Here is an 18237-nt window from a genome sequence, read left to right on the forward strand (position 1 = left end):
CGGCGGGGTTTCTCCCTGCTCCCCGGGCGCGCCGCGATACGCCCGGCAGCGTATCATTCCGCAACGCATCCACGCCTCTGAAAGAACGCCGCATGAACTCCTCCTATATTCTCCGCCGCGTCGGCTATGGGCTTGTTCTGATGCTCGGCGTGGTCGTGCTCAACTTCCTGCTGATCCGGCTTGCCCCCGGCGATCCCGCGATGGTCATAGCCGGTGAAATGGGCGGCGCCACCGAGGAGATGCTCGAAAGCATTCGCGAGGAATACGGCCTCAACAAACCGCTGGTCGTGCAGCTTGGCATCTATGTCGGCAACGTGTTGCAGGGCAACCTGGGCGAAAGCTTCTTTTTCAATCAGCCGGTGGCATCGCTGATTGCCCAGCGTATCGGCCCGACCATCCTTCTGGTGATCACGGCACAGATCCTGTCGATCCTGATCGGCGTCTTCCTTGGCGTCATCGCCGCGCGCAAACCCAACGGGGTGATGTCGGGCTTTGTCTCGGTCTTTGCCACGATCGGCTATGCCGTGCCGGTGTTCTGGACCGGGATCATGTTGATCATCCTCTTTGCCTCGGTCTTTCCGATCTTCCCGGTCGAAGGCATGCAATCGGTCCGGCTGCGCGGCGCGGACGTCTTCACCAAGACGCTCGACATCGCCCATCACCTCATCCTGCCCGCCTTTACCCTCGCCATCATCTACCTTGCGCAATATGCGCGGCTTTCGCGCGCCTCGATGCTCGAAGTGCTGGGGTCGGATTACATCCGCACCGCCCGCGCCAAGGGGGCGGCGGAAAAGACGGTGCTCTTCAAGCACGCGCTGCGCAACGCGGCCCTGCCGATCCTGACCGTCGCGGGCCTGCAATTCGGCAACCTCATCTCGGGCGCCCTGCTGGTCGAGACGGTGTTCAACTGGCCCGGCATGGGGCGGCTCGCCTTTGATTCTATCCTGCGCCGCGATTACCCGACCATCATGGGCGTGCTGTTCTTTGCCTCGGCCATGGTCGTCGTCGCCAACATCCTCACCGACATTTCCTATCGCTGGGCCGACCCCCGGCTGCGAGGCAAATCATGACCGACACGCCCGACTACAAGGCCGAATCCCCCGCACGCGAAGCATGGCGCATGTTTCGGCGCAACGTGCCCGCGCTGGTCGGCGTGGTGATCCTGTCCTTCATCGTGCTGGCAACGCTTTATGGCACGTTCTTCTATGCCGGCGATCCCTATAACGTGGTCTGGGCCCCGCACGAGCGCCCGGGTGTCACGCCCGAGTTTCCGCTCGGCACCGATTACCTCGGGCGCGACATCCTTGCGGGCATGCTCACCGGCGGCGGCCCGACCCTCGCCGTGGGCGCCGCCGCTGCCGCGATCACCATGGTGATCGGCATCACGCTGGGGTCGCTGGCGGGATTCTATGGCGGCTGGGTCGACAACCTTCTGATGCGCATCACCGAGTTTTTCCAGGTTCTGCCCGCACTCCTCTTCGCGATGGTGCTGGTCACGCTGTTCTCGCCCTCGCTCTGGACCATCGCGATCGCCATTGGCGTGGTCTCCTGGCCGCAAACCGCGCGCCTCACCCGGGCTGAATTTCTCAGGATCAAGGAACTGGAATACGTGACCGCCGCCCGCGCCATCGGGGCACGCAACAAGCGGATCATCTGGAAGGTGATCCTGCCCAATGCCATGCCGCCGCTGATCGTATCGGCCACCCTGACCATCGGCATCGCGATCCTGTTCGAGGCCGGACTGAGCTTTCTCGGCCTTGGCGATCCCAACGTGATGAGCTGGGGGCTGATGATCGGCGCCAACCGCGATTACATTCTCGATGCCTGGTGGCCCGTGACCTTTCCGGGCCTTGCCATCTTCTTCACCGTCTTCGCAGTGAGCCTCATCGGCGACGGGCTCAACGACGCCTTCAACCCGAAACTGAGGGAGCGGTGATGACAGCCCTTCTCGACATCACCGACCTCAAGGTCACGTTCAATACGCGCTACGGACAGGTCACGGCGCTCGACGGCGTGTCGCTCCATGTCAACGCGGGCGAAACCCTTGGCGTGGTCGGCGAATCCGGCTGCGGCAAATCGATCACCGCGCTGGCGACGATGGGGCTCATTCCGATGCCCCCGGGCCGGATCGCGGGCGGCTCGATCCGGCTCGCGGGCGAAGAACTCGTGGGTGCCAGCCCCGCCAGGATGCGCGCCATGCGCGGCGCCGACATCGCCATGATCTTTCAGGAACCGATGACCTCGCTCAACCCGGTTTTCACCGTGGGCGACCAGATCGCCGAAGCGATCATGCTGCACCAGAAGGTCAGTGCCGACCGGGCATTCAAGGACGCGGTGGCGCTGCTCGACCGGGTCGGCATCCCCTCGCCCGCCGACCGGGCGCGCGATTACCCGCATCAGCTTTCAGGTGGGATGCGCCAGCGGGTGATGATCGCCATGGCGGTTTCGTGCCGCCCCAAGGTGCTGATCGCGGATGAGCCGACAACCGCGCTCGACGTGACCGTGCAGGCCCAGATCTTCGACCTGCTGAACGAGATCCAGCGCGATTTCGGCGCGGCGATCGTCCTCATTACCCATGACATGGGTGCGATCTCGGAAATGGCCGACCGAGTGGCGGTGATGTATGCGGGGCGCATCATCGAAGAGGCCACCGCCGACGATGTGCTCGATTTCCCGCAACATCCCTATGCCCGCGGGCTGATCGACTGCATTCCGGCACTTGGTCGCGAGGAACACGCACTCAAGGAAATCCCCGGTGTCGTGCCGCCCCTGCACCTGCTGGGCGCTGGCTGCGCCTTTGCCGAGCGCTGCGAGCACGCGAATGATCGCTGCCGTCAGGAAAAGCCGCTCCTCGTAAACCATGATCACCACCCGGCCGCCTGCCACGCCGTCGAGGAGGGCCGCATATGACCAAACTTCTCGACGTTCGCGATCTTACCGTGCGCTTTGCTATGCCGCGCAAGGGGCTGTTCGGCCCGCGCCCCTTGCTCGAAGCCGTGCGCAGCGTGTCCTTCACGCTCGAAAAGGGCCGTGCGCTCGGCATCGTCGGCGAAAGCGGCTCGGGCAAGACCACCACCGCCATGGCCGCGATCCGCCTGACCGAAGCGGCCAGCGGCCAGGTTCTGTTCGAGGGCGAGGATCTTCTGGCGCTGCCGGACGAAGAGATGCGCGCCCATCGGCGCAACGTCCAGCTGATCTTTCAGGACCCGTATTCCTCGCTCAATCCCCGGGCGCGCGTGATCGACATCGTGCGCGAACCGATGGACCTGATGGAGATGGGCACGATGGAAGAGCGCAACGCCCGCGTGCGCGACCTGTTCAAGCTCGTGGGCCTGCGCCCGGATCAGCTCAACCTCTTCCCGCACCAGTTCTCCGGCGGCCAGCGCCAGCGCATTTCCATCGCCCGCGCGCTCACCACCAACCCCAAGCTCCTGGTCTGCGACGAACCCGTCTCGGCACTCGACGTGGCGATCCAGGCCCAGATCCTCAACCTCCTCGCCCGGCTCAAGGACGAGTTGGGACTGAGCTATCTGTTGATCAGCCACGATCTCGGCGTGGTGCGCCATGTCTGCGATGATGTCGCGGTGATGTATCTTGGCAAGATCGTCGAACATGCCAGCCGCTCTGCGCTCTTCGATTCGGCGCAGCACCCCTATACACAGGCGCTTCTGTCCGCGGCACCATCACTTGCCCGGCGCAAGTCAAAGGGCTACGTGCGGCCGCTCAAGATCTCGGGCGATCCGCCCTCGCCGATCAACCCGCCGCCGGGCTGCGCCTTTGCCGACCGCTGCCCGCGCGCGCAGGACATCTGCCGCGAGGTTCAGCCCGATCTCGAAGACAAGGGTCCGACCCGCGTCGCCTGCCACTTCCCCGGCCCGATCGCCGCCTGAGTCAGACGCCGCACCCGGGCATCACCCGCGTTTGCCCGCGAACCGTGCCTGCCACTCTTCGCGCTGATCGTCCGTGATCTTGGTAAACAGGTTCTCGGGCACGGTGAACCCGTGCCCCGGCTCCAGCTCTCCGAATGCAGCGGTCACATCATCGGGCCATTGCATGTCCTCGCAACGCAAGGCATCCCTGATCGTCTCCGTCGCATCGGGGATGAACGGCTGCGACAACACCCCGTAAAGCCGGATGAGGTTGAGCGCGACGCGAATCTGCATCGCCGCCTGCGCCTCGTCCTCCTTGAAGGTGGCCCAGGGCGCGGCCTCTTGCAGATACTCGTTGCCCACCACCCAGATCGCGCGCAGCGCGGCGGCGGCGCGCCGGATCTCCATCCCTTCCATATGCGCCTCATAGGCCTTGATCCGGGTGCTCAGATCCTCGAACAACGCCGCCTCTCGCGCCCCCTGTGTGCCGCCCGGCGGTACCTCTTCGCCGAATTTCGAGCGGCAGAACTTGGTGACGCGACTCACGAAATTGCCCAGGACGTCGGCAAGATCCTTGTTCACACCGGATTGGAAACTCTCCCAGGTAAACTCGGAATCCGAGGTCTCGGGCACATGCGACAACAGCCACCAGCGCCAGTAATCGGCAGGCAGGATGTCAAGCGCCTGGTCCATGAAGACGCCACGCCCCTGGCTGGTCGAGAACTGGCCGCCGTCATAGTTGAGGTAATTGAAACTCTTGATGTAATCGACCAGCTTCCACGGCTCGCCGCTCCCGAGGATCGTGGCCGGAAAGCTAAGCGTGTGAAACGGCACGTTGTCCTTGCCCATGAACTGGGTATAGGTCACGTCATCCGCGCCCTTGTCGGTGCGCCACCAGCGTTCCCAATTTTCGCCCTTGCCCGCATCGACCCATTCCATCGCGCAGGCGATATATTCGATCGGCGCATCGAACCAGACATAGAAGACCTTGCCCTCCATCCCGGGCCAGTCCTCGTCACCGCGTTTCACCGGAATGCCCCAGTCGAGATCGCGGGTGATCCCCCGATCCTGCAGCCCGTCACCATCGTCAAGCCATTTGCGCGCAATCGAGGTGGTCAGCACCGGCCAGTCGGTCTTCGTGTCGATCCACGCGCGCAACCGGTCGCGCATCTTCGATTGCTTGAGGAAAAGATGCGTGGTCTCGCGTACTTCAAGATCGGTCGAGCCGGAAATCGCGCTGCGCGGGTCGATCAGGTCGGTCGGGTCGAGCTGCTTGGTGCAATTCTCGCACTGATCGCCGCGCGCCCTGTCATAGCCGCAATTCGGGCAGGTGCCCTCGATATAGCGGTCGGGCAGAAACCGCTTGTCGGCATTGGAATAGACCTGTTTCTCGGTCACTTCCTCGATCAGCCCGGCCTCGTAGAGGCGCCCCGCGAAATGCTGGGTGAGCTTGTGGTTCTGCGGGTTCGACGAGCGCCCGAAATGGTCAAAGCTGAGCCGAAAACCACGCGCGATCCCGGCCTGAACCTCGTGCATCTCGGCGCAATATTCGGCCACCGGCTTGCCCGCCTTCTGGGCGGCGATCTCGGCCGGGGTGCCGTGTTCATCGGTGGCGCAAAGATAAAGAACCTCATGCCCGCGCGCACGCTGGTAACGGGCAAAGAGATCCGCGGGAAGCTGGCTCCCCACGAGGTTTCCAAGATGCTTGATCCCGTTGATATAGGGAATGGCCGATGTGATGAGGTGGCGTGCCATGGTCGCTCCGGTATCTGCGCTCGGCTCCCCTGTAGACCATCGCGCAGGCGAGTTCCAGCCGCGACGCGGGCGGCGAAATCCGCGCCGGCACCCGGGGTTAGCGTTCGCGCGATTTGCCCAGCAGACGCCCGATCAGGAACGAGGTGCGCGGCGCCCAGACGTAGGATGTGCGATCCTTCGGGGTAGCGCGGGCGCGCATCCGGGTCAGACCAAAGATCACCAGCACGATATGCCCCACCGCGATCATCGCGAAAAGTGCCGGCGGCCCGAACCATTCCATCAGGAACGAGGCGAGATAAGGCGCCGCGATGGCCCCCACCGCGAACCAGAACATGAGCGCGGCCGAAAGCTCGACCCGCTGGTCACTTTCGGCGAAATCATGGGCATGGGCGGCCGAGATCGAATAGATCGGAAACGTGGTCAGCCCGAAAATCCCGGCATTGAGCATGATGCCCGTGGTCGACAACCCGGTCATCAGCGCGGTGGCAATGCAACTGCCCACCGCGGCCAGCGACATGCCGATCAAAACCCAGCGCCGGTCGAACCGGTCGGCAAGCCATCCCACGGGATATTGCGCCAGCGCCCCGCCCAGCACGAAGGCCGCCAGAAACCACGCGATCTGCGACGTGGCCAGCCCCACCTCCTGCCCGTAAACCGGCCCCACCATGCGAAACGACGCCGATGAAAGCGCCGCCACCACCACGCCCGCCACCGCCAGCGGCGAAAGGCTGATCGCGAGCATCGGATGCAGCCGCGGCGCGCCGGGCGTTTCCGGCTGCGTGGTTCGGCTGAGCGTGAGCGGCAAGAGCGCCGCGCAACACACCAGCGCCAGCAGGTTGTAGGACACGTAAGAGGCCGGCTCCAGCACCGAGATCACCATTTGCGCCGCCAGCGACCCGGTCATGTCGACCACCCGGTAGATCCCCATGGTGCGCCCCCGTGTCTCGTTCGTGACCTTGGCCTGCAGCCACGCCTCGACCACCGTATAGGCACCCGCCACGCAAAACCCCGACGCCACGCGAAACAGCGCCCAGGCATAGGGGTCGATCCACAGGTAATGCGCCAGAAGCCCAATCGCGCCGCTGGCCGTGAAGGCGGCAAAGGCGCGCGAATGGCCGACCGCCCCCATCAAACGCGGCGCCCACCAGCAGCCGATGAAAAAGCCAAGGAAATGGGCCGAGCCCAACATGCCGATCTCGGCACGGGAAAAGCCCAGCACCAGCCCCGACAGCGCATCGAGCGGACCAACACCACCGGTCGAGAGCTGCAACAGCAGAACCGAGAGAAAGAGGGCGGCAAAGGAAATCAACAGGCGCATATCCTGCACCATGACATCCCCGGCTCCAATGGCAAGCAGGCCCGCGACGGGCGCATGTCGCAACCGGCCCTTTCAAGATCGACCGACGGGCGCGGCTCATGCTCCCGCCCGCTGCTCTTTCTTGGCAAAAATACTCATGTGCACGACCCAACGACCCGCCCCAGCCGTTAGTCAAAGACCGTCACAATCCCACACCCGGCCGAGCGAAGCGAGGCCCCGCCGCGACGCGGGCCATGCCGCGGCGCAATCCCCCGGCTCACGCCTCGCGCGTGTCGATCCAGATCGTCACCGGCCCGTCATTGACAAGGCTGACCTTCATGTCCGCCGCGAACTGCCCGGTTTCGCAGGCCACGCCCTGCGCGCGCAAAGCCTCGGTGAAATGAAGGTAAAGCCGCTCCCCCTCGTCCGGCGGTGCCGCCCGGGAAAACCCGGGGCGGTTGCCGCGGGCGGTGTCGGCGGCCAGCGTGAATTGCGACACCACCAGCGCCGCGCCCGGAACATCGCGCACCGAACGGTTCATCCGCCCCGCAGCGTCACGGAAAATGCGCAATTTCGCGACCTTCGCGGCCAGCCGGTCGGCATCCTCTTCGGTGTCGCCCTGCATCGCGCAGACAAGGATCATAAGGCCCGCACCGATCTGCCCGACCACCGCGCCATCGACATGGACCGAAGCCTCTGAAACACGTTGCAACACTGCGCGCATATGCGATCCTTTCCGCGTGGAACCCGGGCGAAACTTGTCCCAGGTCAAAGCGGCCCGGGGACGACTCGCCTTAAATATCCCCGTGTGTAAACTTGGAAAGGAGAGCCCACAATGGTCGAGAAATCCCACACGGCGGGCCTGTGGCCCTCGGTTTACGAACCGCTTCGCAATTTCGGGGCGCGGGTGGCTGACTGGCTGGCACCCGCCTCGGACGCAAGCGCCAGCGACGCAGCCTATCGCATCACGATGGAGTTGCCCGGCGTCGAGGAACAGGACATCGACATCTCGGTCAATTCCGGGGTGGTGAGCGTCAAGGGCGAGAAAACCGCCGAGCGCGAGGCAAAGGGCGCCACGTGGTTCTTTTCCGAACGCCAATACGGCGCGTTCTCACGATCGTTCCGCCTGCCCGAGGACGCTGATGGCGACGGGATCGAGGCGGATCTCAAGGATGGTGTGCTGAGCATCAGCGTGCCCAAACGCGCACCGGAAACGACCGAGACCAGGAAGATCACGATCAAGCGCGGGTGAAACTGGCAAGGGACAGACCCGCGCCCGCCCGGGGGCAGCAGGAGGAGCCACCCCCGGGCATCTTGGGGTATCGCCCCCGCGTTATCCTGCGCGCCAGTCGATCACCTCGTCGAGCGGCGCGCGGGTGGTGCGGAACCTGTTGGCCGGGTGGTCCGCGTCCTCGAACCCGAACGAGATCGCGGCGATCACCAACCGGCTGTCGGGAATGTCGAAAAACTCGTGCACGAAACGCCCATGCCCGGCAATCGCCGCCTGCGGGATCGTCGCCACGCCCAGCGCCTGCGCGGCAAGGCAGAACCCGGCGATGAACCCGCCACAATCCATCACGCCATAAGTGCCCAGATCGGCCTCGGAGGTGAGGATCGCCACATGCGGTGCGCCGAACAGGCGGAAATTCTCCATCATCTGCGCCATGCTGGCCGCACGGTCGCCCTTCTCGATCCCCACCGCCTCGTAAAGCTGCCAGCCACAGGCGCGGCGGCGATCCTTGTAGCGGCCGACATATTGTTTCGGCCAATCGAGATCGGGCTGCGAATTGTTGGCCTGCGCATGGGCGAAAAGCGCCTCGCGGAACCGGTCGGTCTCGGCCGCGTCGGTGATGATCGCCTGCCACGGCTGGGCATTGCACCACGACGGCACCCGGCAAGCGGCGGTGACGATCCGCTCCACCGTGTCGCGCGGCACCGGGTCGGACCGAAAGGCGCGACAGGAATAGCGGGCACCCAGAATGTCGGTCAACGTGTCAAAGCCGGTCATAGGGCCCCCTGTTCGAGTGCGATGAGATAGCCGACCCCGCCAGCCAGGATAAGGCCGACGAGGACGGCAAAGGCGATTTTCCACGCCGACCAGGGCCGTTCACCCTGCACCCGGCCGGTGCGGCCGTTGACGACGAAACGATAGCTTTGCCCGCGATACTTGTAAGCCGCAAGCCAGACCGGCAGCAGGACATGCTTGAACGTCACGTCGGAAACCGCCGTGTCGATCGTGTGGATGCGCTGCCGGTCGCCCCCGATGTCAAAACGCACATCGCGCTGGATCACCCGGTCCATGTGGTCGCGTGCCTCGGCAAAACCTTCGTCAAGCTCGACCTGGTAGGCCTCGGCCCGGAACCCGGCGAGGAATTCGGGCTGATAGGGTTCGAGCGCCGACAGATCCCAGGGCGCCAACCCGTCGGTAAAGCGCTTGGGCAGGCTGCGCGAGGCCAGCACCAGCACATCGTCAAAGAACCGCGCCACCCGGCCCGAGGCGTGGCGCCAGCGAACCTTTTGCACCCGCTGTTGCACCCGCTTGCCGTTGCGCGTCACCGTGCGGGTGACGTAATAGACCGTGCCCCGCTCTCCGGTATAGTCCGAGCGGGTGTCGGCGTCGAAGGTCCAGAACGGCACGTAGATGCCCTGCATCCTGCGCCCCTTGCGGGCGTAATCCTGCAAACCGTTCGGCGCGAACCAGAGCCGCCCGAGCCAATCGTTCATCGCCTGTTTGGCCGCGCCTTCGTCAAGCGCGAAGGGAAGCACGCCGCGCGGCTTTATATGGCGGTGCATACCGGTGCCGGTCACGACCGGCGTGGCACAGAACGGGCATTCGGTGGCGTGGATATCGGGGTCGAACTCGACCTCGGCACCGCATCCGGTGCAACGGGTGACGCGGGTTTCCTCGATCTCCTGTTCCGGCAGGCGGGCGTCGACCGCGGCCTTGAAATCAAGCTCCTTGATCGGGTGCAGGTCGCTGCCGGTGTCGGCGATCACCTCTTCATGCCCGCAATGATCACAGATGAGCCGCCCCGCGCCCGGATCAAAGCGATAATCGGCCCCGCATTGCGGACAGGGAAAGCGGTGATCCTGCGCCGGGGTGGCGGCGGTCTCTTCGTCCGGTTCGGGTGCGGGTGGTGAGGGGTGTGACATGAGATTTCATGCCTCCGGCGGGAGTATTTTCGGCAAGATGAAAGGCACAAGGCCGCAAGATGCAGCCGGGGCACGGCGCATCACGCGCCCGGCGGCGGCGGGGGCGGCGGCAGCACGGTGAAAAGCTGGGCCAGTTCGGCCACCTCGCCCGCGCGTTTCCAGCCGTCCTGCCCCGGGGTCCAGACATGGGTGTCGCGGCTGAGCGCGCCATCGGCGGCCATGCGGCCCATCGTGGCTTTGGAAAAGGGCCCCTTGGTCGCGCCGTTCTCGGCGATATGCCAGACATGTTCGACCGGCGGCGGCGGCGGGGCCATGGCGGGGGCGGCGGCAGGCTGCGCGCCCTGTACACCCTGCGCACCCGGGCGCGCGCCCCATGGCCCGGCCTGCGCGCCCATCTGCATGCCGATCCCCGCGCCCAGCCCGGTTTGCAGCGCCGCAGCGCCCGCACCTTCACGGCCCAGCGCCTCGGCGGCCTGAAACTGCATATAGCTCGACAGGTCGCCGACGATGCCCATCGACGTGCGCTTGTCGAGCACCTTTTCGACTGCCTCGGGGAGCGAGATATTCTCGACGTAGAGCTCGGGCAACTCAAGGCCATACTCGGCCAGCGTGGCCGCAATCTCACGCCCGACAAGCTTGCCCAGTTCGCGGGTGTTGGCCGCCATGTCGAGCACCGGGATGCCCGAACCCGCGATGCTGCGCGAAAACTCCTGCACGATGATGTTGCGGATCTGGAAACTGATCTCGTCCATGGTGAATTCGCCATCGGTGCCGACGATCTCGACCAGGAAACGCGCCGGATCGGCGACCTTGACCGTATAGGTGCCAAACGCGCGCAGCCGCACCGGGCCGAATTCGGGATCGCGCGCAATGATCGGGTTGCGCGTGCCCCATTTGAGATTGCCGAACCTCGTGGTGTTGACGAAATAAATCTCGGATTTGAATGGCGATTGAAACGCGTGATCCCAGTGGTTGAGCGTGGTCAGGATCGGCATGTTGTTGGTTTCAAGCATGTAGAGACCGGGGGTAAACACATCTGCCAACTGGCCCTCGTGGACGAAAACCGCCGCCTGCCCCTCGCGCACGGTGAGCTTGGCACCGTACTTGATCGCATGGCCCTCGCGCTCGAACCGCCAGACCAACGTGTCGCTCGTGTCGTCGGTCCAGTGGATGACGTCGATGAATTCGCCCTTGAGAAAATCGAGAATACCCATGCGGTCGGTCTCCAATGGTTTTTCAGGAAGTTTCGGGAAGCAGTTCCGCCGCGATCCGCCGGATCACCGGGCGGGCCTCTTCGAGGCCCATGCCGGACCGCAAACGGCGATCATAGAGGATCTTGAGCAGCAATTCGTCAAGACGGGTCAGCAGCGCGAATTCGTCGTCGTCGTTGAAGATCGACGGCCGGGCGCGGGCGCTGTCATTGGCCAGGCCCAACCCCTGCGCCAGTTCCTCATGATAGCAGGCGCGGCGCAGGAAATCGGGATGTTCGGCCCGCACGTAAGCGATGGCGAGCTTGTAGACATCGCCGTTGTCGGCGCCTGGAAAAGCAAGGACAAAGCAATGGATCGAACGGGGCAGGTTGCGAAAGATGCCAAGCGTCGACGCCGAGATATCGGGGGCGATCTCGCGCACCCGGCGCAGGATGTAATCCTCATCATCCACCCCGCCCACGAGGATATGGAAATTGGCCGATGTCGAACGCGTGACACCGACCGGATGGCCGGTGACCCGCCCCAGCCGCGCCGCATAGCGCGATATGATGGCGTTGTCCCTCTTGCTGATGTCCTGCGACACACCGGGGGCGAAATCGGCCTTCATCCGCACCGGGCTTTCCCAACGATGCAGCTTGCCCGGCCTGCCATCCGACGGGGTCAGCGCCCCGCGCGCATGCTCGTCGAAAAAGGCGATGATCTCGAAATTCCGCGCCAGGTCCTCGGCATCGAACGGCGTGTCGGCGCCACCGCCATCACCGCGCATCAGCCCCTGCGACAGGAGTTCGGATTGCACCCGCGCATAATATCGCGACAGCGCCTGGCTTTGCGTCGATCGGGTTGTCCCGTCCGGTTGCGGGGCAGACCGGTCCAGGCCCGGCGGCCGGGCCTGCGGCTTGAGCGTCGGCGCCACCGTGTCACAGGCCGCAAGAAGCGCCAGCGCCGACAGGGTCAGCGCCAGGGGTCGCAACATCTGGGCAAGAACAGACATCCGTCAGCCGTTTTCGGGAACGGCCGTGCCGGCAGTCTCGCCCAGCCCGGTCTTGCGCGCCTTGGCGGCGGCCAGCGTGTCGCGCAATTCCGCCTCCATCTTCTTGAGATCAGCCTCGGCGGCGGCGCGGCGCGCCTTGCCCTCGTCGGCGATCTGCAACGATTCCTCGATCGTGCCGATCAGGTCGGCATTGGCCTGTTTCACCGCCTCGATGTCAAAGACGCCGCGCTCCATCTCCTCGCGGATCATCTTGTTGCTCTCGCGCAGGTTCTTGGCGTTCGAGGTCAGCAATTCGTTGGTCAGGTCATTGGCCTCGCGTACGGCGCCCGCCGCTTCGGCGCTGCGCTGGATCGTCACCGCCTGCGCCAACTGCGTCTCCCAAAGCGGCACGGTGTTCACCAGCGTCGAGTTGATCTTGGTCACGAGGCTCTTGTCGTTCTCCTGCACCAGCCGGATCGAAGGCAGCGATTGCATCGTCACCTGCCGCGTGAGTTTCAGATCATGCACCCGGCGTTCCAGATCGTCGCGCGCGGCGCGCATGTCACGCAATTCCTGCGCCTTCATCACCTGGTCGTCCTGCGCGGCAGCCTCCACCTCGGCCTCCTTGGCGGGGATTTCCTCGTCGTCGAGCGTGCGCAGCTTTTCCTCGCCCGCCGCGATATAAAGCGCCAGCTCGTCATAGAAACTGAGCGTTTTCTCATAGAGCATGTCGAGCGACTTGATATCCTTCAAAAGCGTGTGCTCATGCTTGAGAAGGTTGTCGGTGATCTTGTCGATCTGGCCCTGCACGGTTTCGAACTTCGCGGTGAACTTGGCAAAGGGCGCGGCACGCCCCAAGAGGCGCTCCCACCATGTGCGCTTGCGGCGCACGTCCAGCTCAGAGACGGAGAAGCCGCGAATCGTGGTGACGATATCACGCAGCCCGTCACCCGCCGGGCCCACATCCTTGTTGCGCACATCGTTCAGCATCGCCTGGCTGATTTCCTGCAACTCGGCCTGCGCGGCCGAGCCGAAATTGACGATCGACCCGGTATCGGACATGTCGAGCTCGGCCATCCGGGCCTTGATCTCTTTCGAAACCCCCGCATCGGCCTTGGCCAGCGGCACCACCTCTTCGGCGGGCGCGGGTTCGGGCAAGATCACGGCATTGACCTCCTCGACAAGGGCAAGTGCCTCGCGGGCCTCGTTCTGGGTCTGTGTCGACATGGGAAATCCTCTTTACTGGTTGGCTGCGTCTGGAGATGGGGGCCGGAGCCCCTCGCGCCCCAGCCGGTCGCGCAGCACCTCGATCTCGACGGTGAGATCGCTGCGGTCGTCGAGCATCAGGCGCTTGGTCTTGGCCGAGAAACTCTGTTCGAGATCGGTGAGCAGGGCAAGGTAATCGGCCCGCGCCTGCATGTCATGGCCGCGGGTGTAAAGATCGGCGAATTTCTCGGACGCATCGCGCGCGCCCTGAAGATAAACCGACATGAACTTGCGCGCCGCGGTCAAATCGCGCGGGTCGTTCTCGACGGTGCGCAACAGATCGCGCACCTCGCTCTGGAAACTCTCGACACGCGCCGCAACCTCGCGGTCGCCGGTGCGCCGGATCGCCCCGGACATGGCCTTGAGATGGGCCTCGGCCTGATCAACGAGCCGCGCCACGCGGTCGGTCTGGAACGTATCGACCCCTTCCATCCCCTTGTCCGTCATCGGATCGGGGCCGAAGGCGGCGAAATGCAGCACCGTGCCGACAATCCCGTAAAGCACCGGTTCGGCCAACCCGCCATTGAGCGCGAAGGACGCCACCGCCAGCCCCAGACCGGTCAGCGCCGCGCCGAACATCTTGCGCGGGATCGCGGGGCGGCGCGCGACACGGCGCGCCTCATAGGCTTCCTGCGCCAACAACCCCTCGCGGGTCAGCCACGCGGCCAGCAACAAGACCCCAAGCGCCGCCAGCGACAGCGCCATCACCATCGGGCCATTGCCGAAAGCGTTCCAGATCAACGGCAGCGGCACGAGAAACAAGAGGTTCACCCGCCCACCCGCCCGGGTGCGCGCCGCCCCGCGATAGCCGCCCTTCGCGGGCGTGCCGTCAGGGCTGAACTTGCCGCCAAATCGCTGTGCCATCACACGCCTCCTGCCATGCTGACATAGAGGATGAGTATGACAAGCAGCACAAAGGCCAGCTTCTGTAGCCCGGTTCCTGACATGTGCCCCGCAACTTTCCCTAACCCGGTGAACGCCCTTGACAACTTAGGCGAAGGGACCGGCCAAGGCTAGGGGGAAGATCGGCGGCGGATTGCCCATAACCCGGGCACGGCCGGGCCCTTGCAACCCATCATGTCAATCCCGCCGCGGTTTGCGCCTGCGTTGCGGAACCGGCTTGGCCCCGGGTCTGGATGCCGGTTTCGAACCGGGGCCGGATCTCGCCCCGGGTTTGGTCCCGGCCTTGGCTTTCGGGGCCTTGGGGGCCTTCGGGTCCGGCGGCGTTTCGACCTCCTCCAGCCCCAGTTGATCGCGCAGCACCCGGCCACGCACTTCCTGCACCTCGCCGGGTTTGAGCTGGCCAAGCTGGAACGGGCCATAGGAGATACGGATCAGCCGGTTGACGCTAAGGCCCACCGCCTCCATCGCGCGGCGCAACTCGCGGTTCTTGCCCTCGCGCAAGGCCACCGTGACCCAGGCATTCGCGCCCTGCTGGCGGTCAAGCGTGACCACCATCGGCTGAAAGCTTTCACCATCGATGCTCAGCCCCTGGCGCAGCGGCTCGAACGTGGCCTCGGTCGGGCGGCCATTGACCCGCACCCGGTAGCGCCTGAGCCAGCCGGTCGAGGGCAGTTCCAGCCGACGCTTGATCGCCCCGTCATTGGTCAGGAGCAAAAGACCCTCGGAATTGAGATCGAGCCGCCCCACCGACAGAACCCGGGGAAGATCGGCCGGCAGATCGTCGAAAATGGTCGGGCGGCCCTGCTCGTCCTTCGTGGTGGTCACAAGGCCCGTGGGCTTGTGATAAAGCCAGAGCCGGGTCGGCGCGGGCGCATCGAGCGGCTTGCCATCGACGGTGATGCTGTCCTTCTCGGTCACGTTGAGCGCGGCACGAGTGATGACCTGCCCGTTGACCGCAACGCGGCCGATTTCGATCATACGCTCGGCCTCGCGGCGCGAGGCAAGGCCCGCGCGGGCTATGACCTTGGCGATACGGTCGCCCTGTGGCCCGGACGGCGCGGCTTTCTGTGGAGGTTTCTGGCTCATGCACCGGGCAATAGCGGATTGGCGCAGCGCACGGAAGGGGCTATGGAAGGGGCATGGAATTCAACGACCACATGCAGGCCGCACTGGAAGAGGCGCGCGCCGCCGCCCGGCGCGGCGAGGTGCCGGTAGGCGCGGTGCTGGTGTCGCCCGAAGGCGCCATCGTGGCCCGCGCGGGCAACCGCACCCGCGAATTGTCGGACCCGACCGCCCATGCCGAGATCCTCGTGATCCGGGCGCGCTGCGCCGAGTTGCAATCCGAACGCCTGCCCGGCCATGACCTCTATGTCACGCTCGAGCCTTGCGCGATGTGCGCCACGGCCCTCTCAGCGGCGCGCATCCGGCGGCTCTACTATGGCGCGCCCGACTCGAAAAGCGGCGGCGTGGCGCATGGCGCGCGGGTGTTCACCCATCCGCAATGCCACCACGCCCCCGAGATCTATGACGGCATCGCCGAGGCCGACGCCGCCGCCCTTCTGCGGAATTTCTTCGCCCCGCGCCGCTGAAAGTCGTGACCGCGCACGGCAGGGTCATCCCCTGCCTTGATTATGGGCAAGACTTCGCGGAATGATGAGCCGTCGCGTGGTGCAAGGGCCCGCGCAACCAAACGCAGGAGAGCTTTGCGCCTTGTTCGAAGTCATCACCATCAGTTTCGCCTTCTTTTTCGGCCTCGCCGTGCGCCAGATCGGCCTGCCGCCCCTCGTCGGGTTCCTCGCCGCGGGGTTTGCCATCAACGTCTTCGGACCATCGCTCGGCCTGCCCGAATACACCGGCGAAACGCTCGACCACGTCGCCCATCTGGGCGTCCTGATGCTGCTCTTTACCGTCGGGCTCAAGCTCAAGCTCGAACAGATCGCCCAGCCACAGGTCGTGGGCGGCGCACTCCTGCATTTCGCCATCTCCGTCGCCGTCTTCATGCCGGGACTCAAGCTTTTCATGGGGCTCGACTGGAACACCGCGCTCCTGCTGGCGATCGCGCTGTCGTTTTCCTCCACCGTGCTGGCCGCCAAGCTGCTTGAAACCAAGCGCGAGCTGGGCGCCTTTCACGGCCGCACCGCCATCGGCATCCTGATCGTGCAGGACATCATCGCGCTGGTGGTGCTGGCCATCTGGTCGGGCCAGACGCCCAATATCTGGGCGCTTCTCATATTCGCCGTGCCGCTCCTGCGCCCGGTCTTGCACTGGCTGCTGGATTTCGCCGGCCATGACGAGCTTCTCGTGCTCATGGGCATGATGCTGTCGCTGGTGATCGGTGGCATGGGGTTTGAGGCGATGGGACTCTCTTCCGAGATCGGCGCACTGGTCATGGGGGTACTCCTCTCGACCCATACCCGCGCCAAGGAACTGGGCCAATCGCTCTGGTCGCTCAAGGAGGTCTTCCTCGTCGGCTTCTTCCTCCAGATCGGGCTCACCGGCCTGCCCGACTGGGGCGCGATGGTCTTTGCCGTGGCCGTGGGCATTGCGCTGGCCCTCAAGGGGGCGCTCTTCTTCGCGCTTCTGATCGCCTTCAAGCTGCGCGCGCGCAGCGCCTTCCTCAGCGCGCTCAGCCTCACCGCCTATTCCGAGTTCGGCCTGATCGTCGCGGCGGGCGTTCTGCCCGAATACCTCGTGCCGCTGGCCATCGCCGTGTCGATCTCCTTCGTGATCTCGGCCCCGCTCAACCGCTTTGCCCATCCCCTCTTCGAGCGTTACGAAGAGACCCTGCGCCGCCATGAGCGCGACACCATCCACCCCGACGAACAGCCAAAGGAAATCGGCGACGCCAATGTGCTGATCTTCGGCATGGGCCGCACCGGCAGCGCCGCCTACCGGCAGATCGAGAAAGAGGGGATGAAACCGCTCGGCCTCGACGCCGACACCTACACCGCCAAGGCCCATCAGGAGGCCGGGCGCAACGTGCTCTTCGCCGACGCCGAGGACACCAATTTCTGGCGCAGTTGCGAACTGGGGCAGATCAAGGCCGCGATCCTCGCGATGGACGATCTCGAAGCCAAGCTCATCGCCGCCCGCTCCCTGCGCCAGCGCGGCTTTACCGGCCCGATCGTGGCGCACGCCCTGCATGAATCGCACCAGGAACAGATCCGCGAGGCCGGCGCGGATCATACCCACCTGACCATGAACCAGGCCGGGATAAGCCTGGCCGAGCAAACCGCCGAGGCCCTGAACGCAGGCTGACGCCGGGCCGAAAATGGTGTGCCGCCCGGGCGGGGAAACACCTTCGGCCACGCAGGGTTTTGCCGACATTCTCTGCCGGTGGCGCATGAACCGGGCTGGGTGGCAGCAACGCGCAAGAAGTGGACGCTGCAAAGCCGAGATCCGTCGACGTGTTTCAGAACGAGACGACCCAGAGCGGACGTCGTCCGCGGCACCAAGCGCCGCGAGCAGCATCTCGAGCGTTGGAATCACGTCGGCAGGCATCGCATCCTGATCTTCAACCATTGCGGTCCTCGTCGATGCGTTGGCCGCCCTCTCTGGCACCATCTGCCCAGTCTCGCCCAAGTGCCCACGTCGGGCATTGATGGCCCGCATAGTCAGGGATTCGGTCGAAAACGGGGCTGGTTCACTGCTCGCGTTGCGCCCGCTGTCGAGCAGAACATGGTGCGGAATTCTCCCGCGTCGGCGGAAGAAATTTGCCTTTTACTTCTTCTTAGGTTGTGCCCATCGTGGTAATATCGCGAATATTGGGCATCTCGAACTGCCCATATCAAGCACGGAGAGTTCCATGATTGA

17 protein-coding genes are annotated in these 18237 nt (G+C 64.8%); 7 read left to right on the top strand and 10 right to left on the bottom strand.

The window, feature by feature from the left end; genetic code table 11:
* Positions 1 to 92 precede the first annotated feature (92 nt).
* The 4 genes from FLO80_RS08490 to FLO80_RS08505 are packed head-to-tail and all read left to right on the top strand — an operon-like array spanning position 93 to position 3890.
* The gene (locus FLO80_RS08490) at positions 93 to 1070 is read left to right on the top strand and encodes an ABC transporter permease (protein WP_111365610.1); all 978 of its coding nucleotides are present in this window, start codon (positions 93 to 95) and stop codon (positions 1068 to 1070) included.
* Positions 1067 to 1936 (top strand): ABC transporter permease, encoded by an 870-nt coding sequence (locus FLO80_RS08495; protein ID WP_111365612.1) that lies wholly within the window; start codon positions 1067 to 1069, stop codon positions 1934 to 1936. Before FLO80_RS08490 ends, FLO80_RS08495 begins: the two co-directional genes overlap by 4 nt.
* Positions 1936 to 2910, top strand: coding sequence for an ABC transporter ATP-binding protein (locus tag FLO80_RS08500; RefSeq protein ID WP_111365614.1), 975 nt, complete (start codon positions 1936 to 1938; stop codon positions 2908 to 2910). The genes FLO80_RS08495 and FLO80_RS08500 overlap by 1 nt, the downstream gene beginning before the upstream one ends.
* Positions 2907 to 3890: an ABC transporter ATP-binding protein gene (locus tag FLO80_RS08505; RefSeq protein ID WP_111365616.1), complete on the top strand. Its 984-nt coding sequence runs from the start codon at positions 2907 to 2909 to the stop codon at positions 3888 to 3890. Before FLO80_RS08500 ends, FLO80_RS08505 begins: the two co-directional genes overlap by 4 nt.
* A gap of 21 nt (positions 3891 to 3911) precedes the next feature.
* Here the strand turns inward: FLO80_RS08505 and metG are convergent, their stop codons facing one another.
* The 3 genes from metG to dtd form a co-directional block, all read right to left on the bottom strand.
* Complete coding sequence (gene metG, locus FLO80_RS08510; RefSeq protein ID WP_111365618.1) at positions 3912 to 5624, bottom strand: methionine--tRNA ligase; 1713 nt, start codon at positions 5622 to 5624, stop codon at positions 3912 to 3914.
* 97 nt (positions 5625 to 5721) lie between these two features.
* Complete coding sequence (locus FLO80_RS08515) at positions 5722 to 6942, bottom strand: MFS transporter (RefSeq protein ID WP_111365751.1); 1221 nt, start codon at positions 6940 to 6942, stop codon at positions 5722 to 5724.
* A gap of 256 nt (positions 6943 to 7198) precedes the next feature.
* The gene (gene dtd / locus FLO80_RS08520; protein ID WP_111365620.1) at positions 7199 to 7645 is read right to left on the bottom strand and encodes a D-aminoacyl-tRNA deacylase; all 447 of its coding nucleotides are present in this window, start codon (positions 7643 to 7645) and stop codon (positions 7199 to 7201) included.
* Between the two features lie 111 nt (positions 7646 to 7756).
* On the opposite strand from dtd, the gene FLO80_RS08525 reads away from it, so the two are divergent.
* Positions 7757 to 8173, top strand: coding sequence for an Hsp20/alpha crystallin family protein (locus FLO80_RS08525; RefSeq protein WP_111365622.1), 417 nt, complete (start codon positions 7757 to 7759; stop codon positions 8171 to 8173).
* Between the two features lie 81 nt (positions 8174 to 8254).
* Here the strand turns inward: FLO80_RS08525 and FLO80_RS08530 are convergent, their stop codons facing one another.
* The 7 genes from FLO80_RS08530 to FLO80_RS08560 all read right to left on the bottom strand — a co-directional run bounded on the left by FLO80_RS08530 (position 8255) and on the right by FLO80_RS08560 (position 15510).
* Entirely contained in the window at positions 8255 to 8929 is a 675-nt protein-coding gene (locus FLO80_RS08530; protein ID WP_111365632.1) for a nitroreductase, read from the bottom strand.
* On the bottom strand, positions 8926 to 10074 hold the full coding sequence (locus tag FLO80_RS08535; protein ID WP_111365634.1) for a TFIIB-type zinc finger domain-containing protein: 1149 nt from the start codon (positions 10072 to 10074) through the stop codon (positions 8926 to 8928). Before FLO80_RS08535 ends, FLO80_RS08530 begins: the two co-directional genes overlap by 4 nt.
* Before the next feature lie 80 nt (positions 10075 to 10154).
* Positions 10155 to 11288: an SPFH domain-containing protein gene (locus FLO80_RS08540; protein ID WP_111365753.1), complete on the bottom strand. Its 1134-nt coding sequence runs from the start codon at positions 11286 to 11288 to the stop codon at positions 10155 to 10157.
* 22 nt (positions 11289 to 11310) lie between these two features.
* Complete coding sequence (locus FLO80_RS08545; protein WP_188078243.1) at positions 11311 to 12258, bottom strand: DUF2927 domain-containing protein; 948 nt, start codon at positions 12256 to 12258, stop codon at positions 11311 to 11313.
* 21 nt (positions 12259 to 12279) lie between these two features.
* Positions 12280 to 13482: a toxic anion resistance protein gene (locus FLO80_RS08550; protein ID WP_111365636.1), complete on the bottom strand. Its 1203-nt coding sequence runs from the start codon at positions 13480 to 13482 to the stop codon at positions 12280 to 12282.
* Between the two features lie 12 nt (positions 13483 to 13494).
* The gene (locus FLO80_RS08555; protein WP_111365638.1) at positions 13495 to 14385 is read right to left on the bottom strand and encodes a 5-bromo-4-chloroindolyl phosphate hydrolysis family protein; all 891 of its coding nucleotides are present in this window, start codon (positions 14383 to 14385) and stop codon (positions 13495 to 13497) included.
* Positions 14386 to 14601: 216 nt separating this feature from the next.
* On the bottom strand, positions 14602 to 15510 hold the full coding sequence (locus FLO80_RS08560) for a pseudouridine synthase (RefSeq protein ID WP_111365640.1): 909 nt from the start codon (positions 15508 to 15510) through the stop codon (positions 14602 to 14604).
* Between the two features lie 53 nt (positions 15511 to 15563).
* On the opposite strand from FLO80_RS08560, the gene FLO80_RS08565 reads away from it, so the two are divergent.
* Together FLO80_RS08565 and FLO80_RS08570 are read left to right on the top strand one after the other, a co-directional pair.
* A complete protein-coding gene (locus tag FLO80_RS08565) occupies positions 15564 to 16013 on the top strand; it encodes a nucleoside deaminase (RefSeq protein WP_111365642.1) in 450 nt (149 codons plus the stop codon).
* Between the two features lie 121 nt (positions 16014 to 16134).
* On the top strand, positions 16135 to 17682 hold the full coding sequence (locus tag FLO80_RS08570; protein ID WP_188078244.1) for a cation:proton antiporter domain-containing protein: 1548 nt from the start codon (positions 16135 to 16137) through the stop codon (positions 17680 to 17682).
* The last annotated feature ends 555 nt before the right edge of the window (positions 17683 to 18237 follow it).

The sequence above is a fragment of the Aquicoccus porphyridii genome (assembly GCF_008369105.1).
Taxonomy (GTDB): domain Bacteria; phylum Pseudomonadota; class Alphaproteobacteria; order Rhodobacterales; family Rhodobacteraceae; genus Aquicoccus; species Aquicoccus porphyridii.

Coding starts and splice junctions, on each gene's coding strand:
- dtd (WP_111365620.1), bottom strand. CDS start 7,645: ATGCGCGCAGTGTTGCAACGTGTTTCAGAGGCTTCGGTCCATGTCGAT.
- FLO80_RS08530 (WP_111365632.1), bottom strand. CDS start 8,929: ATGACCGGCTTTGACACGTTGACCGACATTCTGGGTGCCCGCTATTCC.
- metG (WP_111365618.1), bottom strand. CDS start 5,624: ATGGCACGCCACCTCATCACATCGGCCATTCCCTATATCAACGGGATC.
- FLO80_RS08495 (WP_111365612.1), top strand. CDS start 1,067: ATGACCGACACGCCCGACTACAAGGCCGAATCCCCCGCACGCGAAGCA.
- FLO80_RS08545 (WP_188078243.1), bottom strand. CDS start 12,258: ATGTTGCGACCCCTGGCGCTGACCCTGTCGGCGCTGGCGCTTCTTGCG.
- FLO80_RS08555 (WP_111365638.1), bottom strand. CDS start 14,385: ATGGCACAGCGATTTGGCGGCAAGTTCAGCCCTGACGGCACGCCCGCG.
- FLO80_RS08490 (WP_111365610.1), top strand. CDS start 93: ATGAACTCCTCCTATATTCTCCGCCGCGTCGGCTATGGGCTTGTTCTG.
- FLO80_RS08525 (WP_111365622.1), top strand. CDS start 7,757: ATGGTCGAGAAATCCCACACGGCGGGCCTGTGGCCCTCGGTTTACGAA.
- FLO80_RS08550 (WP_111365636.1), bottom strand. CDS start 13,482: ATGTCGACACAGACCCAGAACGAGGCCCGCGAGGCACTTGCCCTTGTC.
- FLO80_RS08560 (WP_111365640.1), bottom strand. CDS start 15,510: ATGAGCCAGAAACCTCCACAGAAAGCCGCGCCGTCCGGGCCACAGGGC.
- FLO80_RS08505 (WP_111365616.1), top strand. CDS start 2,907: ATGACCAAACTTCTCGACGTTCGCGATCTTACCGTGCGCTTTGCTATG.
- FLO80_RS08565 (WP_111365642.1), top strand. CDS start 15,564: ATGGAATTCAACGACCACATGCAGGCCGCACTGGAAGAGGCGCGCGCC.
- FLO80_RS08500 (WP_111365614.1), top strand. CDS start 1,936: ATGACAGCCCTTCTCGACATCACCGACCTCAAGGTCACGTTCAATACG.
- FLO80_RS08515 (WP_111365751.1), bottom strand. CDS start 6,942: ATGCGCCTGTTGATTTCCTTTGCCGCCCTCTTTCTCTCGGTTCTGCTG.
- FLO80_RS08535 (WP_111365634.1), bottom strand. CDS start 10,074: ATGTCACACCCCTCACCACCCGCACCCGAACCGGACGAAGAGACCGCC.
- FLO80_RS08540 (WP_111365753.1), bottom strand. CDS start 11,288: ATGGGTATTCTCGATTTTCTCAAGGGCGAATTCATCGACGTCATCCAC.